11 protein-coding genes are annotated in these 16,080 nt (G+C 59.4%); 9 read left to right on the forward strand and 2 right to left on the reverse strand.

Annotated features, from left to right (window positions below; all coding sequences use genetic code 11):
- Positions 1-15: 15 nt before the first annotated feature.
- A complete protein-coding gene (locus ASB65_RS24185) occupies positions 16-477 on the reverse strand; it encodes a hypothetical protein (RefSeq protein WP_060725584.1) in 462 nt (153 codons plus the stop codon).
- A 77-nt stretch (positions 478-554) separates the two neighbouring features.
- A complete protein-coding gene (locus ASB65_RS24190) occupies positions 555-1,442 on the reverse strand; it encodes an AraC family transcriptional regulator (RefSeq protein WP_060725585.1) in 888 nt (295 codons plus the stop codon).
- Between the two features lie 198 nt (positions 1,443-1,640).
- Between ASB65_RS24190 and ASB65_RS24195 the strand changes: the two genes are divergently transcribed.
- From ASB65_RS24195 to ASB65_RS24235, 9 genes are all read left to right on the forward strand, one after another.
- Entirely contained in the window at positions 1,641-3,107 is a 1,467-nt protein-coding gene (locus ASB65_RS24195) for an alpha-glucosidase/alpha-galactosidase (RefSeq protein WP_060725586.1), read from the forward strand.
- A 108-nt stretch (positions 3,108-3,215) separates the two neighbouring features.
- Positions 3,216-5,303, forward strand: a complete 2,088-nt coding sequence (locus ASB65_RS24200) for an ABC transporter substrate-binding protein (protein WP_060725587.1) — start codon at positions 3,216-3,218, stop codon at positions 5,301-5,303.
- Positions 5,304-5,447: 144 nt separating this feature from the next.
- Positions 5,448-6,455, forward strand: a complete 1,008-nt coding sequence (locus tag ASB65_RS24205; RefSeq protein WP_060725588.1) for an ABC transporter permease — start codon at positions 5,448-5,450, stop codon at positions 6,453-6,455.
- Between the two features lies 1 nt (position 6,456).
- A complete protein-coding gene (locus ASB65_RS24210; RefSeq protein ID WP_060725589.1) occupies positions 6,457-7,593 on the forward strand; it encodes an ABC transporter permease in 1,137 nt (378 codons plus the stop codon).
- Positions 7,594-7,605: 12 nt separating this feature from the next.
- Complete coding sequence (locus ASB65_RS24215) at positions 7,606-9,273, forward strand: ABC transporter ATP-binding protein (RefSeq protein ID WP_060725590.1); 1,668 nt, start codon at positions 7,606-7,608, stop codon at positions 9,271-9,273.
- A 21-nt stretch (positions 9,274-9,294) separates the two neighbouring features.
- Positions 9,295-10,668, forward strand: coding sequence for an alpha-glucosidase/alpha-galactosidase (locus ASB65_RS24220; RefSeq protein ID WP_060725591.1), 1,374 nt, complete (start codon positions 9,295-9,297; stop codon positions 10,666-10,668).
- Between the two features lie 443 nt (positions 10,669-11,111).
- Positions 11,112-12,176 carry an HlyD family secretion protein gene (locus ASB65_RS24225; RefSeq protein WP_060725592.1) on the forward strand — a complete coding sequence of 355 codons (1,065 nt, stop codon included), beginning with the start codon at positions 11,112-11,114 and terminating at the stop codon, positions 12,174-12,176.
- 11 nt (positions 12,177-12,187) lie between these two features.
- Positions 12,188-14,956 (forward strand): ribosome-associated ATPase/putative transporter RbbA, encoded by a 2,769-nt coding sequence (gene rbbA, locus ASB65_RS24230; RefSeq protein ID WP_081088469.1) that lies wholly within the window; start codon positions 12,188-12,190, stop codon positions 14,954-14,956.
- Positions 14,953-16,071, forward strand: coding sequence for an ABC transporter permease (locus ASB65_RS24235; protein ID WP_060725594.1), 1,119 nt, complete (start codon positions 14,953-14,955; stop codon positions 16,069-16,071). The genes rbbA and ASB65_RS24235 overlap by 4 nt, the downstream gene beginning before the upstream one ends.
- Positions 16,072-16,080 lie beyond the last annotated feature (9 nt).

Raw genomic sequence — 16,080 nt, forward strand, 5'->3', positions numbered from 1 at the left:
GGTTGCGCTCTATCTCTATTGCGCAAGGACCCGGAGCCGGATCCAATTCAGCGCCGCAAGTTTGAAGCGGTCGTAAAACGAACGTGCGAAACGCACATAGCGCATGATCCATGCGAGCCAGCCATAGGTGAGAAGCTTTTCCCGGCCCGCATGATAGATGCGCTCGACAATCAGGAAGGTGGAAAGGTGGGCAAGGATCGTCAGAACCAGCCCCGACTTGAAGGCGCCGTGGGCGATGAGGACGAGGCCGACGATCTTCATCGGTTCGGCAATCGCAAACGGAACGGCAAGACAGAGGAGAATGGCAAGACGCGGCAGTCGCTCGATCCGGTTCTCCAGCCGCTTTATAAATGTCAGGCCAGATATCGCTTTGATGACCGGTCGGTAGAGCGGACGGAAAATGCCGTCGAGAACAAGGGCGAAGATTATGATTGCCCTGATCGGAAAGACGAGGATCGTCCGGATTTTACTGTTCACCTCGATCAGTCTCCAAAAAGGGCGCAACGCCTATCCTTAATCGCCTGAAACATGTCAAAACCAAGTCGCATTTTCTGTCAGCTCTGCCGAACGCTGGCATACATCCCGGTGGTGCGGAATTCGCTCGGGTTGGTGCCGTAGAGCCTGCGGAAGACCTTGGAGAAATAATTCGGATCCTCGAAGCCGCAAAGCACGGACACCTCCTTGATGGGAATGTTCGCAGCCGAAGTGAGAAGCTTGGCTGCGCGGCGCAGGCGTCGTTGCAGCACAAATTCCGCTGGTGACAGGCCTTCGCTGGCCGTGAAGATGCGGGAGAAATGCGCACGGCTCAAACCCGCCACATCAGCAAGGTCGCTGACCGAAAGCCGTTCACCGAGATGGCTGTCTATGTAGCTCAGCACCTGCTGCATCGTGCGATACTCGCCACCAAAGGAAGGGTGCGAACCGAAGACATCATCATAAAGCGTCATCGCCGCCTCATAAGCGACGGCTGAGGCGGCACCTGGTGTTTCCGCGCCATTGACGAGACGTGAGCAGCATTCGGCGAGGTGATCCACCGTCTCGGGCTTGAGTTTGAAGATCGGCCCGGTGACGGAGAGGATATTGCGGTGAATGCGCAACGCTTCCTCGCCATTCATGGAAATCCAGAAGAATTCCCATTCCTTGCCTTCTTCCAGCCAGTAGCGGTGATTGTGGGGAATGAGCAGCAGCAGGGTTTCGCCCGGCCTCACCACATAGTGGCGGTTCTCGTAACGGAGATTGCCCTGTCCGGCGATGCAATATTGCAGCACGGTGAAAGGCGTCTGGCCACGCTTGCGCCCGTCCCAGTCGTAATTGCCACTGCTGCGGATTTCATAACCGCTGCTGGTCGGCATGGTGTGCAGCGTCTGGCGGCCGCGCGGCAGCGAGACGGTTCGCATGCATGGCCCCTGATCGATCAAATCCTGCAGCACAAAATTACCCATGAAAGCATAATCCTTCTCTGGTTCTATCGAACTTTATACGCATAATCCCGATCCGAGGAGACAGCCAGCGGGATATTGTTGCTGAAAAATTGGGATGAAGGCCGGTTTTCCGGGATTTCTTACGGGTATTTTTCTGCAGCGCCATTTCATGATCCTTCGGCCCGTTTCACCCGTTCGATTTGCAACAGAGGTGGCGTCATGAGTTTCAAAATCGCTATTATTGGCGCAGGCAGCGTCGGTTTCACGAAAAAACTGTTCACCGATCTCCTGTGCGTGCCGGAGTTTCGCGACATCGAAGTCGCGCTGACGGATATCAGCCAGCACAATCTGGATATGATCAGGGCGATCCTCGACAAGGTGGTTGAGGCCAATGGTTTTCCGGTAAAGGTGACCGCGCATACGGACCGCCGTCGGGCGCTGGAGGGCGCGAAATACATCATCAGCTGCGTGCGGGTCGGTGGGCTCGAAGCCTATGCTGACGACATTCGCATTCCGCTGAAATACGGTATCGACCAGTGTGTGGGCGATACGATCTGCGCCGGCGGCATTCTTTATGGCCAGCGCAACATTCCGGTCATTCTGGATTTCTGCAAGGATATTCGCGAAGTCGCGGCACCCGGCGCAAAATTCCTGAACTATGCCAACCCCATGGCCATGAATACCTGGGCGGCCATCGAATATGGCAAGGTGGATACGGTCGGTCTCTGCCACGGCGTGCAGCATGGCGCGGAACAGATCGCCGAAATCCTCGGCGCGAAATCCCCCTCCGAACTCGATTACATCTGCTCGGGCATCAACCACCAGACATGGTTCATCGATCTGAGGCTCAACGGCCGCAAGATCGGCAAGGATGAGCTGGTCGCGGCCTTCGAAGCGCATCCGGTCTTTTCGCAGCAGGAGAAGCTGCGCATCGACGTGCTGAAGCGTTTCGGTGTCTATTCGACCGAAAGCAACGGCCATCTCTCCGAATATCTGCCGTGGTATCGCAAGCGCCCGGATGAAATCGCCCGCTGGATTGACATGTCCGACTGGATCCACGGCGAAACCGGCGGTTATCTGCGTCACTCCCCCGGGACGCGCAACGGGGTCGACACGGAGTTTCCGCAGTTCCTCGCTTCCGCCGCCAAGCCGATCGATCCGGCCAAGCGCTCCAACGAACATGCGAGCCATATTCTGGAAGCGCTGGAGACGGGGCGGGTCTATCGCGGCCATTTCAACGTCAAGAACAATGGCGTCATCAGCAATCTGCCGGCGGATGCCATCATCGAATCGCCCGGTTTTGTCGATCGTTTCGGCATTAACAGGGTGTCGGGTGTGACCCTGCCGGAAGCCTGTGCTGCCACCTGCATGGCCTCCATCAATGTGCAGCGCATGTCTGTCCATGCGGCGGTGAGCGGCGATATCGATCTGCTGAAGCTCGCCGTGCTGCATGACCCGCTGGTGGGCGCCGTCGCCACGCCGGAGGAGGTCTGGCAGATGGTGGACGAGATGGTTGTCGCGCAGGCGCGCTGGCTGCCGCAATATGCCGATGCCGTTCCGGCGGCGAAGGATCGGCTGGCGAAATCAACCGTCAAGACCCGCGACTGGGCCGGTGCCGCACGCCGCAACGTGCGTTCCATCGAGGAATTGCGGGCCGAGAAATCGGCGCTGAAAAAGGCTGTTTGAAGGAAAAGACATGGGAACAGGTCGGGCGGCGAAAGGGAGTTCGCCGCCACGGCCAGAATGATCACAGAGGGTGGGCGCTCGAAGAGCTGCCATTTGGGAGGAATGACGATGTTACTTCAACGCAAGATCGGTATCATCTCGGCACTGGGGATCAGTGTTTCGATGATCGCACTCAATGCGAATGCCTTCGAGACCGCCACGCCGCCCGAGCCGCCGCAATTTCCGGCCGAAGGCAAGATCAATTACGTGGCGCGCGACTCGATCCTCGAATTCAAGGCGCTGCCTGATTACAGCGAGCCGGACTGGGTCACTGAGAAATTCGAAAAGACCGGCAAGCTGCCGCCGCTGAAGGAACGCCTGCCGGAAGAACCACTCGTCTACAAGACCGGCAACATGCCTGACGGTATGGGCGTTTATGGCGATACCATGCGTCATGTGGTCGGCGGCCGGCCGGAGGGCTGGAACTATATTGCCGGCCAGAGCCAGGGCTGGGGCGGCATCGATATCGCCCTTTCCGAATGCCTGACGCGTACCGCGCCGCTTTTCCAGGTGGATGCCAAGGATACCGAACCGCTGCCCAATCTGGCGAAAAGCTGGGAATGGTCCGAAGATGGTCACAAGCTGACGATGCATCTCGTCAAGGGGGCCAAATGGTCGGACGGCGAACCCTTCAACGCCGATGATGTGATATTCTATTGGGAAGATGCCGTCATCGATCCCAATGTTTCACCGCTTGGCGGCGGCGCCTCGCCGGAGGCCTTTGGTGAAGGAACGACGCTGAAAAAGGTCGATGATTACACCGTCGAATGGACCTTCAAGGCCGCTTTTCCCAAGCAATATCTCTACACCATGGCCTATCCGAGCTTCTGCCCCGGTCCGTCGCATATCTTGAAGCCCCAGCATCCGAAATATTCCAAGAACACCTATAACCAGTTCAAGAACGCTTTCCCGCCTGAGTATATGAACATGCCGGTCATGGGCGCATGGGTGCCCGTGTCCTACCGGCCCGATGATCTCATCGTTCTGCGGCGCAATCCCTATTACTGGAAGGTGGATGAAAAGGGCCAGCAGCTGCCCTATCTCAATGAGGTCCACTACAAACTTTCCACCTGGGCCGACCGCGATGTGCAGGCCGTTGCGGGCTCGGGCGATTTCTCAAACCTCGAACAGCCGGAGAATTTCGTCGCCTCGCTGAAACGCGCCGCAGATCCCAATGCGCCGGCCCGCCTTGCCTTTGGGCCGCGCCTCATCGGCTATAATCTGCAGATGAACTTTTCCGCCAATGGCTGGGGCAATCCGGATGAGCGCGGACAGGCCATTCGTGAGCTGAACCGCAATGAGGTATTTCGCCAGGCGGTCACTTCCGCTCTCGATCGAAAGGCGATCGGCGACTCGCTTGTGAAGGGGCCTTTCACGGCGATCTATCCGGGCGGCGTTTCGTCTGGCACCAGCTTTTATGATCGCGCCTCCACGGTCTATTACCCCTTCAACCTCGAAGCCGCCAAGGCCTCGCTCGCCACAATCGGCCTGAAGGACACCGATGGCGATGGGTTCCTGAATTTCCCCAAGGAAACGCTCGGCGGCCGCAATGTCGAGATTACCCTTCTCGTCAATAACGGCTACGCGACGGACAAGAGCCTTGCGGAAGGCCTCGTTGGCCAGATGGCGAAACTCGGCCTGCGCGTCGTCATCAACAGCCTCGATTCCAACCAGCGCGATGCCGCCCATTATGGCGGGCAGTTCGACTGGCTGGTTCGCCGCAACTCCACCGAGCTTTCCTCGGTGGTGCAGAACACCGAGCAGCTGGCGCCGGTCGGCCCGCGCACAAGCTGGAACCACCGCTCGCCCGAGGGCAAGGAACTTGACCTGATGCCGTTCGAGAAAGAGATGGCCGATCTGGTCCGCAAGTTCATTTCCTCGCAGGACAATGCCGAGCGGGCGGAACTGATGAAGCAATATCAGAAGGTCTATACGCAGAACCTCTATACGATTGGCCTCACCGAATATCCCGGTGCGCTCATCGTCAACAAGCGGTTCTCCAACGTGCCGCAGGGTACGCCGATCTTCATGTTCAACTGGGCCGAAGATTCCATCATCCGTGAACGCCTGTGGGTCGCAGCCGACAAGCAGGGCAAATACGAACTCTTCCCGCAGCAGCTTCCCGGCAAGCCGGGTGAGGGCGGCCCGATCAACTAAAGCATTTCCAGAAAAACCGGACCCCGGTTTCCGTCCGGAAATGCGAATACCTTGAAGTACTCCTCCCGGAGAACACCCGGTACCGGTCGCGCGTGAAGCGCGGCCGGAGACACACGGCCCATCCAAACGGAGGAAGACCGTTCGATGCTGAGATTCCTGACGATACGCATAGGCTCCGCTATTCCGGTGCTGCTGATCCTGAGCGTGGTGACATTCGCCATCATTCAGGCGCCGCCCGGCGATTATGCAGACTACATCCGCTCGCAGCTGATGAACCAGGGCGGGGCTTCCTTCGAACAGGCGGAAGCGCAGGCGCAGGCCTATCGTATCGAACACGGCCTCGATAAGCCGCTCGTCATTCAATATTTCAACTGGATCGGCGGCATCATCACCCGCGGCGATTTCGGTTACAGTTTCTATTACAACAAGCCGGTCGCCGATGTGGTTGGCGAACGCCTGCCGCGCACCATCGCGCTGGCGCTGGTCTGCCACATCTTCGCATCTGTTCTCGGCATCGCCTTCGGAATCTGGGCCGCTACGCGGCAATATTCCTGGGTCGACAACCTGCTCTCCACCATCGCCTTTCTCGGCATGACGATACCGCGTTTCCTGATGGCGCTGATCCTTGTTTATCTCATGGTGTTTCATTTCGATGTGTCTGAGATCGGCAGCTTCTTCTCGCCGCAATATGGCGGCGCGCCGTGGTCGTGGGGCAAGTTCGTTGATCTGGTCAGCCATGTCTGGCCGGTGGTCGCCATCGCCGTCTTCGGCGGCCTCGCCTACAACATGCGGGTGATGCGCGGCAATCTGCTCGATACGCTGAATGCGCAATATGTGGAAACGGCGCGCGCAAAGGGTCTTTCGGAAGGCGCGGTCATCATGCGCCATGCCGTGCCGAATGCGGTGCACCCGCTCGTCATGTATCAGGGCGTTGTGCTGCCCTATATGCTGAGCGGCGAAATCGAGACCGCCATCATCTTCGCATTGCCGACCGTCGGTCCGGCCATTGTCGGCTCCATGGCGGTGGGTGATGTCTATGTCACCGCGACCTTCATGATGGTGCTGGCCGCCACGCTGATCGTCGGCAACATCATCGCCGACATGCTGCTCGCCATGTTCGACCCGCGCGTTCGCGAATTCGGGAGGGCTTGAGATGGTGGCCGTTGACAACATGAAGACCGAAACCACCGCCACACCCAAGCCTGAACGCGGCACGCAGGGCAACGAGTCCTATTTCGCCCTGGTATGGCGGCGTCTGAGGCGGTCCTTCACCGGCATGCTGGGGCTGGTGCTGGTCGTGCTCTTGATCCTGATCGCAATTTTCGCCGATTTCTTCGCGCCGATGAACCCGCTGGAAACCAATGCCAGCTTCTCGCCGCCGCAGGTGGTGCGTTTTTCTGACAAGGACGGCAATATCAGCCCTTTCCCCCGGGTTTATGCGACTGCCGAGACCGAAGAACTCGATCCGGTGACGTTCCAGCCTATCGTCGGGCCGGACTACGACAATCCCGTCTATCTCGGCTTCCTCGTCAAAGGCGCGGAATACAGGCTTTTGGGCCTCATCCCGATGAGCCGTCACTTCTTCGGCTCGACCGACGGCCAGCCGGTGCATTTTCTCGGAACCGACAAGTTCGGGCGCGATGTGCTGTCGCGCGCCATATACGGTTCGCGCATCTCGCTCGCGATTGCGCTTAGCGTCGTCGCCATCGTCACCGTCATCGGTACCAGTGTCGGCTTGATATCAGGGTATTTCGGCGGGCCGCTGGATGCCTGGGTGCAGCGTTTCGTGGAGGTGGTGCTCGCCTTTCCGCAATTGCCGCTTTATCTCGCGCTGACATCGCTCATTCCCGTCACCGCGCCGACCACCGTTTTCCTCGTCTTCGTGGTTGGCGTCATGTCGGCGCTCGGCTGGGCGCAGATGTCACGCGAGGTGCGCGGCAAGACGCTGGCGCTGGCGCGTATTGATTATGTCCGGGCGGCGATTGCCGTCGGGGCCACCGACCGGCGCATCATTTTCCAGCACATTCTGCCGAATGTGATGAGCCACGTGATCGTCGCCGTCACCCTGCATATTCCAAGCGTCGTGCTCTTGGAATCCTTCCTCGGTTTCCTCGGTTTTGCGGTGAAACCGCCGCTCATCTCCTGGGGGCTGATGCTGCAGGATACCGCGACCTATTCCGTCATCGGTTCCTATCCATGGATCCTCGCGCCGGTCGGTTTCGTGCTGGTCACAGTCTTCGCCTTCAACGCGCTGGGCGATGGCCTGCGCGATGCCGTCGATCCCTATTGAGAGGAGCATGACATGGTAGCTAGCCAGAACAACGCCTACGCCCCCGCCATCCGCCTCGATGCCGATGATCGCAAGGACAATGCCATCATCGATGCCCGCAACATTGCCGTGACCTTCAAGGTGGAGCACGGAACGGTGGAGGCGGTGAAAGATATTTCCTTCCAGCTCTATCGCGGCGAGACGATTGCCATCGTCGGCGAGTCCGGTTCGGGGAAATCCGTCACGGCTCGCACCGTCATGGGCCTTCTGACGAAGCGGGCAACGATTTCGAAATCGGCAGTCGTGCGCTTCAACGGCGAGGACATCCTGAAATTCTCGTCACGCCAGCGCCGGGCGCTGCGTGGCAACCGGATTTCGATGATCTTTCAAGAGCCGATGAGTTCATTGAACCCGATCTATACGATCGGCAGCCAGATCGTCGAGGCGATCCGGGTGCACTCGAAACTCAGCCGCAAGGAAGCCGAGGCGAGGGCGCTCGATCTTCTGCGGCAGGTGCAGATACCGGAGCCGGAAGCACGGCTGAAACAATATCCGCACCAGCTTTCCGGCGGCCAGCGACAGCGTGTGATGATCGCCATGGCGCTCTCCAACGATCCTGATGTGCTGATTGCCGACGAACCCACCACCGCGCTCGATGTGACGGTGCAGGCGCAAATCCTCAATCTCATCCGCGACCTGCAGAAGAAACGCGGCATGGCCGTGGTCCTCATCACCCATGACCTGACGATCGTGAAGCAGTTTTCCGATTACGTTTACGTCATGCAGCATGGCGAGATGCGCGAACATAACACCACCGAACAGCTGTTTGCAGCACCGCAACATCCATATACGAAGAAGCTGCTCGCTTCCGAACCACAGGGAACGGCAAAGCCGCTGCCGGAGAATTCCGGCGTGCTGCTCACGGCAAGCGGCGTGCGCGTCTCCTTCATGATGCGTTATGGCGGGCTGTTCAAACCCGAATTGAAGGAACTGATCGCCGTCGACAGTCTCGGGCTCACCCTCAACAGGCACGAGACTTTAGGGCTCGTCGGTGAATCCGGTTCCGGCAAGACGACCTTCGGGCAATCGCTGCTGCGGCTGAACGAGCCGGTGGGCGGCGAGGTGATCTTTGACGGGGAGAGGGTGGATGGCCGCTCCCGCGCTGAAATGCGGCCCCTGCGTTCGCGCATGCAGATCGTGTTTCAGGACCCCTTCGCATCACTCAATCCGCGCATGACAATCGGCCAGATCATCGAGGAAGGGCTGATCATCAACGGCCTTGGCCGGACCAAGGCAGAAAGGCTGGATCGGGTGCGTGATGCGCTGGAGGCGGCCGGCATGCCCGGTAACATCCTCTCACGTTTCCCGCATGAATTCTCCGGTGGCCAGCGCCAGCGCATCGCCATTGCGCGCGCCGTGGCGCTGGAGCCGGAATTCATCCTGCTCGATGAGCCGACCTCGGCGCTCGATCTTTCCGTGCAGGCGCAGATCATCGATCTGCTGCGCAAGCTGCAGGATGAGCGGGGCCTGAGCTACCTGTTCATCTCCCACGACCTGAAAGTGGTCCGCGCGCTCTGCCACCGCGTCATCGTCATGCAGCGCGGGCAGATAGTCGAGCAAGGGCCTGTCGAGGATGTGCTGACAAACCCAAAAACAGAATATACTCAGCGGCTTGTACGGGCCGCCTTCGAAATCGCTTGAATTCCAATGCCGGAGGTAGACATGGCAAGAGATCCCAGGATCACATTTATCGGCGCAGGCTCCACGGTGTTCATGAAGAACATCGTCGGCGACGTGCTGCAGCGTCCGGCCCTTTCGGGCGCCACCATCGCACTCATGGATATCAACCGTGAAAGGCTGGAAGAAAGCGCCGTCGTCGTCAACAAGCTGATTTCGACGCTGGGGGCAAAGGCGAAGGCCGAGACCTATACCGACCAGAAAAAGGCGCTTGCCGGCGCGGATTTCGTCGTCGTCGCCTTCCAGATCGGCGGTTACGAGCCCTGCACGGTCACCGATTTCGAGGTGCCGCGCAAATATGGCCTGCGCCAGACCATTGCCGATACGCTCGGCGTCGGCGGCATCATGCGCGGTCTTCGCACCGTGCCGCATCTGTGGAAGATCTGCGAGGACATGCTGGCCGTCTGCCCGAATGCGATCATGCTGCAATATGTGAACCCCATGGCGATCAACACCTGGGCGATTGCCGAGAAATATCCGACGATCCGGCAGGTGGGCCTTTGCCATTCGGTTCAGGGCACGGCCATGGAACTCGCCCATGATCTCGATATCCCTTACGAGGAAATCCGTTACCGTTCGGCGGGCATCAATCACATGGCGTTCTTCCTCGAATTCGAACATCGCCAGCCGGATGGCAGCTACAGGAGCCTTTATCCCGATCTCGTGCGCGCCTATCGCGAAGGCCGCGCGCCAAAACCCGGCTGGAACCCGCGCTGCCCCAACAAGGTGCGTTACGAGATGCTGACGCGGCTCGGTTATTTCGTCACCGAAAGTTCCGAGCATTTTGCCGAATATACGCCCTATTTCATCAAGGAAGGGCGCGAAGACCTGATCGAGAAATTCGGCATCCCGCTTGATGAATATCCCAAGCGCTGCATCGAACAGATCGAGCGCTGGAAGGGTCAGGCGGCCGCCTATCGCTCGGCCGAGAAGATCGAGGTCAAACAGTCGAAGGAATATGCCTCCTCCATCATCAACTCGGTCTGGACCGGCGAACCCTCGGTCATCTACGGCAACCAGCGCAACAATGGCTGCATCACCTCGCTGCCATCAGATTGCGCGGCTGAAGTGCCCTGCCTTGTTGACCATAACGGCATACAGCCGACCTTCATCGGCGAATTGCCGCCGCAACTGACAGCGCTGATGCGCACCAACATCAATGTCCAGGAGCTGACGGTTCGGGCGCTGATGAGCGAAAACCGCGAACACATCTTCCATGCCGCGATGATGGATCCGCATACGGCAGCCGAACTTGACCTCGACCAGATCTGGTCGCTGGTGGACGATCTGCTGCTCGCCCATCGAGACTGGCTGCCGGAATGGACGCAGGCGGAGGTGAAGCGGGTGCGGGCGGTGTGAGGCGCGGTCGCTACGACAAATACGAGGCCGCGGGCTTCACCCTGCGGCCTTTGGCTATTTAAGTACAGACCCTCTCCTCCGTCATGCCGGACTTGATCCGGCATCCAGTTACGGCGCGTCTGCGCCGTGAGAGGATTCTCCTGCGATCAAGGACTTGATCGCGCTAGACCCCGGATCAAGTCCGGGGTGACGGGGTGCGGATGATGCGGCTTTGCCAAACGAGGCGGTTTCACAGGGCTTTGCAACCTCTACGGTTTGCAAACCCTCAAGGCATTTGACTTGTGTCAAGGCCACAAAACACCACGACACCTAAACAGCCCATGACCCGGTCCATTCCCTTAAACAGGAGAAATACCGGGCACAGATTCTAAACGCGATGGTGGCTGGCTTCTTCGGTTTTTACGTATTACGGTTGAAACCTGAAGGGTTCATGGGGAAGACGGATGTCTAAAAAAGGCTTGCTCATTGGTCTGGTGGTTCTGGTTGTTGCCATTGCCGCTTACTTTGCCTGGTCGAAGCTAAAGGGGGAGGGGCTGCCTTCCGGGTTCGCGTCCAGCAACGGCCGGATCGAGGCGGTCGAGATCGATATTTCCACCAAGACCGCCGGCCGCCTTCAGGACATCTTGGTGCGCGAAGGCGATTTCGTGAAGGCCGGGCAGGTGCTGGCACAGATGGACACCGCCCAGTTGGAAGCGCGGAAGCGTCAGGCCGAAGCACAGTTCCGCCGTGCGAAAATAGCAATCGATACGGCCAACAGCCTTGTCGCCCAGCGGGAGGCGGAAAAGACCTCGGCGCTGGCGATAGTGGAACAGCGCAAGGCCCAGCTTGATTCCGCCTCCAAGACCTATGCGCGCTCGAAGCAGCTGCTGACGGGCAACGCCGTCTCGCAACAGATCGTCGACGACAGTGAAGCCGCCGAGCAATCCGCCCGCGCCACGCTCGCCTCCGCGCAGGCCTCGCTTGCTGCCTCCGACGCCGCAATCAATGCCGCCAAAGCGCAGATCGTTGATGCCGAGGCGGCGGTCGATGCCGCGCAGGCCGATATTGAAAGCATTGAGACTGACATAGCCGATGCGACGCTGAAATCGCCCCGCGACGGCCGCGTGCAATATCGTATCGCCCAGCCCGGAGAGGTGCTTTCCGCCGGTGGACGGGTTCTGAACCTCGTCGATCTCGGAGACGTTTACATGACGTTCTTCCTGCCGACGGCCGAGGCTGGCCGCACGTCCATGGGCTCCGATGTGCGCCTGATACTGGATGCCGCCCCGCAATATACCATTCCGGCGAAAGTTTCCTTCGTCGCCGATGTCGCTCAGTTCACGCCGAAAACGGTTGAAACCGAAGAGGAACGCCAGAAGCTGACATTCCGGGTGCGCGCGCAAATCCCGCAAGAGCTGCTGCAGAAATATATCCAGTATGTCAAAACCGGACTGCCCGGCATGGCCTATGTCCGGCTTGATCCGCAGGCCGCCTGGCCGGAAAACCTCGAACGCAATCTCGTCAAGTGACGGTGGCCACCATGGTCGCCTCTCCCGCAACGAATGACAGGAACGCACCGGTCGCGCGATTGACCGATGTGCGGCTGACCTTCGGAAGTACCATTGCGCTGGCCGATATATCGGTCGAGATTCCCGCAGGGCGGATGATAGGGCTTATAGGGCCTGACGGTGTCGGCAAATCGAGCCTGTTGTCGCTCGTCTCCGGCGCGCGGGCCATCCAGAAGGGCAAGGTAGTGGTTCTGGGCGGCGACATGTCCGATCCGCGCCACCGTGAGGATACCTGCCCGCGCATCGCCTATATGCCGCAGGGTCTTGGCAAGAACCTTTATCCCACCCTGTCCGTCTTCGAAAATATCGACTTTTTCGGCAGGCTGTTCGGACAGGGCAGCAGGGAGCGGCAGGCGCGCATCGCTGAATTGCTGAAGAGTACCGGCCTCGAACCATTTGCCGATCGCCCCGCGATGAAGCTTTCCGGCGGCATGAAACAGAAGCTGGGGCTCTGCTGCGCGCTGATCCACGATCCGGACCTGCTTATCCTCGATGAGCCGACCACAGGCGTAGACCCGTTGTCGCGCCGGCAGTTCTGGGAATTGATCGATTCCATCCGGGCCGGGCGTCCGGGCATGAGCGTCATCGTTGCAACGGCCTATATGGAAGAGGCCGCCGGTTTCGACTGGCTGGTTGCCATGGATGGCGGCAAAATACTGGCCACCGGTTCGCCTGCCGAACTTCTGGAGCGCACGTCAGCACCTAATCTCGATGCAGCCTTCATCGCGCTTCTCCCCGAAGAAAAGCGCAAGGGATACCACGAAGTCCATATCGCGCCGCGCAAGGTGACCGGTGAGGGCGATTATGCCATCGAAGCGTCGCATCTCAGCATGCGGTTCGGCGATTTCACCGCCGTCGACAATGTCAGCTTCAAGATTCCGCGCGGCGAGATTTTCGGCTTTCTCGGTTCGAACGGTTGCGGAAAATCCACGACCATGAAGATGCTGACCGGGCTTCTGGCGGCCAGCGAAGGCGAGGCCAAGCTCTTCGGGCACAAGGTGGATGCCAGCGACATGGCGATCCGTCATCGCGTCGGTTACATGAGCCAGGCCTTTTCGCTTTATTCAGAACTGACGGTGCGGCAGAACCTCGATCTTCACGCGCGCCTGTTCAAGCTGCCGGAAGAAACCATTCAGCCGCGTATCGCCGAAATGGCCGAGCGCTTCGATCTTGGCGCGGTCATGGAGACACTGCCGGACGACCTGCCGCTCGGCATCCGCCAGAGGCTGTCGCTGGCGGTGGCGATGATCCATTCGCCTGACATTCTCATCCTCGATGAGCCGACCTCCGGCGTCGACCCGGTGGCGCGCGACGGGTTCTGGCAAATCCTCGCCGACCTCTCGCGCAACGACAATGTCACCATCTTCATCTCCACCCATTTCATGAACGAGGCGGAGCGCTGCGACCGTATTTCGCTGATGCATGCCGGCAAGGTGCTGATCAGCGATACGCCTGATGCGATCACCAAGAGCCGAAATGCCGCAACGCTTGAAGAGGCTTTCGTCGCCTATCTCGAGGATGCCTCGGGTGTGAAAAAAGTGGAACCCGTCGCACCGTCCGCTCCGGCAGCTGAGGTGCCCACGACACAACATGCCCCCCCCGTCCCCGAGTGGTTTTTCGATTTCAGGCGCTTGTCCAGCTATCCCCGCCGTGAGGCGCTGGAATTGCAGCGTGATCCCATTCGCGGAACGCTGGCGGTGCTCGGCAGCGTCATCCTGATGTTTGTCATCGGATACGGTATCAATCTCGATGTCGAGGACCTGACCTTTGCGGTGCTGGACCGTGACGATTCCACCATCAGCCGGGATTATGTGCTCGATATCGCCGGCTCGCGTTATTTCATCGAGAAGGAACCTATCCGCGACTATGCCGATATGGACCGGCGGATGCGCGACGGGGAACTGAGCCTTGCCATTGAAATTCCCCCCGGTTTCGGCCGCGATGTCTTGCGCGGCAAGACGGTGGAGGTGGGCGCCTGGATCGACGGCGCCATGCCGCAGCGGGCAGAGACCGTGCGCGGTTATGTGCAGGGCATGCACCAGACATGGCTGGCGCGGAAGGCCGCCGAGATTTACGGCAGCGCCGCCACGCAAAACAGCTTCAGCATCGAAACGCGGTATCGTTACAATCCTGATGTCAAAAGCCTCGTCGCCATGGTGCCGGCGGTCATTCCGCTGCTGCTCATGCTCATTCCCGCCATGCTGGCGGCCCTCAGCGTCGTCAGGGAAAAGGAGCTTGGCTCCATCGTCAATCTTTATGTGACGCCAACCACGCGGCTGGAATTCCTGATTGGCAAACAGCTTCCCTATGTCGCCCTCGGCATGCTCAACTTCCTGCTTCTGACAGCATTTGCGGTCTTCGTCTTCCAGGTGCCTTTCACCGGAAGTTATCTCACCTATGCGGCGGCAGCGTTGCTCTATGTCATCATCGCCACCTCCATTGGCCTTCTCATGTCGTCCTTCATGAAGAGCCAGATCGCGGCGATCTTCGGCACGGCCCTGCTGACGCTTATTCCGGCCACGCAATATTCCGGCATGATTGATCCCGTCTCATCGCTGCAGGGTGCCGGCGCCTTTATCGGCAACATCTATCCCGCGACCTATTTCATGACCATTTCGCGTGGGACCTTCTCGAAGGGGCTTGATTTCGCCGGGCTTTCCGGCTCGTTCCTGCCGCTTCTCATAGCCATTCCGCTGCTGCTCATTGCCGGTGCCGCACTTTTGAGGAAACAGGCGTCATGAGGCTGTTTTCGTCCAACATCTTCCAGCTCGGCATCAAGGAACTGCGCGGCCTTGCGCGTGACGGCATGCTGCTGCTCCTCATCGTTTATGCCTTCACGCTGCAGATCTATACCGGCTCCAGCGCGCTGCCGGAAACGCTCAACAATGCCGCCATCGCCATTGTCGATGAGGATCAGTCGCCGCTTTCCGGTCGCATCAGCACGGCGTTTTATCCACCTTATTTCGCGCCACCGAAGCAGATTTCCATCGCGGAAATGGACAAGCGCATGGATGCGGGCCTCGATACCTTCGCGCTCAACATCCCGCCGGATTTCCAGCGTCGGCTGATGGCGGGTCAGCAGCCGGCCATCCAGCTCAATATCGACGCCACCCGCATGAGCCAGGCCTTCAGCGGCGGCGGTTCTGTGCAGAGCATCGTGACCAGCGAAGTTCAGGAATATGTCAACCGTTATCGCGGTGCGACTTCGGTGCCGGTGGACCTCACCCTGCGCTCCCGCTTCAATCCGGAGCTGGACAAGTCCTGGTTCGGCTCGATCAATAACATCATCACCGCCATCACCATGCTGTCGATCGTGCTGACGGGGGCGGCGCTCATTCGCGAGCGGGAGCATGGCACGGTCGAGCATCTGCTGGTCATGCCGGTCACGCCGCTGGAAATCATGCTCAGCAAGGTCTGGTCCATGGGCCTTGTCGTGCTGGTGGCTTCTGCGTTTTCACTCTTTGTCGTCGTCAAGGGGCTGCTTGCCATTCCGATCGAAGGCTCGCTTTCGCTTTTCCTGCTCGGAACGGCATTGCAGCTCTTCGCCATGACCTCGATGGGCATATTCCTGGCGACCGTCGCCGGTTCCATGCCGCAATTCGGCATGTTGCTGATCCTGTTCCTGCTGCCGCTGCAGGTGCTCTCCGGCGCCATGACGCCGCGTGAAAGCATGCCTGATATCATCCAGTACATCATGCTTCTTGCGCCAAACACCCATTTTGTCATTCTGGCGCAATCTGTGCTTTTCAGAGGGGCGGGGCTGGATGTGGTCTGGCCGCAACTGCTGGCGCTGCTGGCCATCGGCTCCGCGCTCTTCGTTTTCGCACTACGCCGTTTCAGGCGGTTCCTGCGCTGACAGCAACCG

The organism is Agrobacterium tumefaciens str. B6 (genome assembly GCF_001541315.1).
GTDB lineage: Bacteria > Pseudomonadota > Alphaproteobacteria > Rhizobiales > Rhizobiaceae > Agrobacterium > Agrobacterium radiobacter.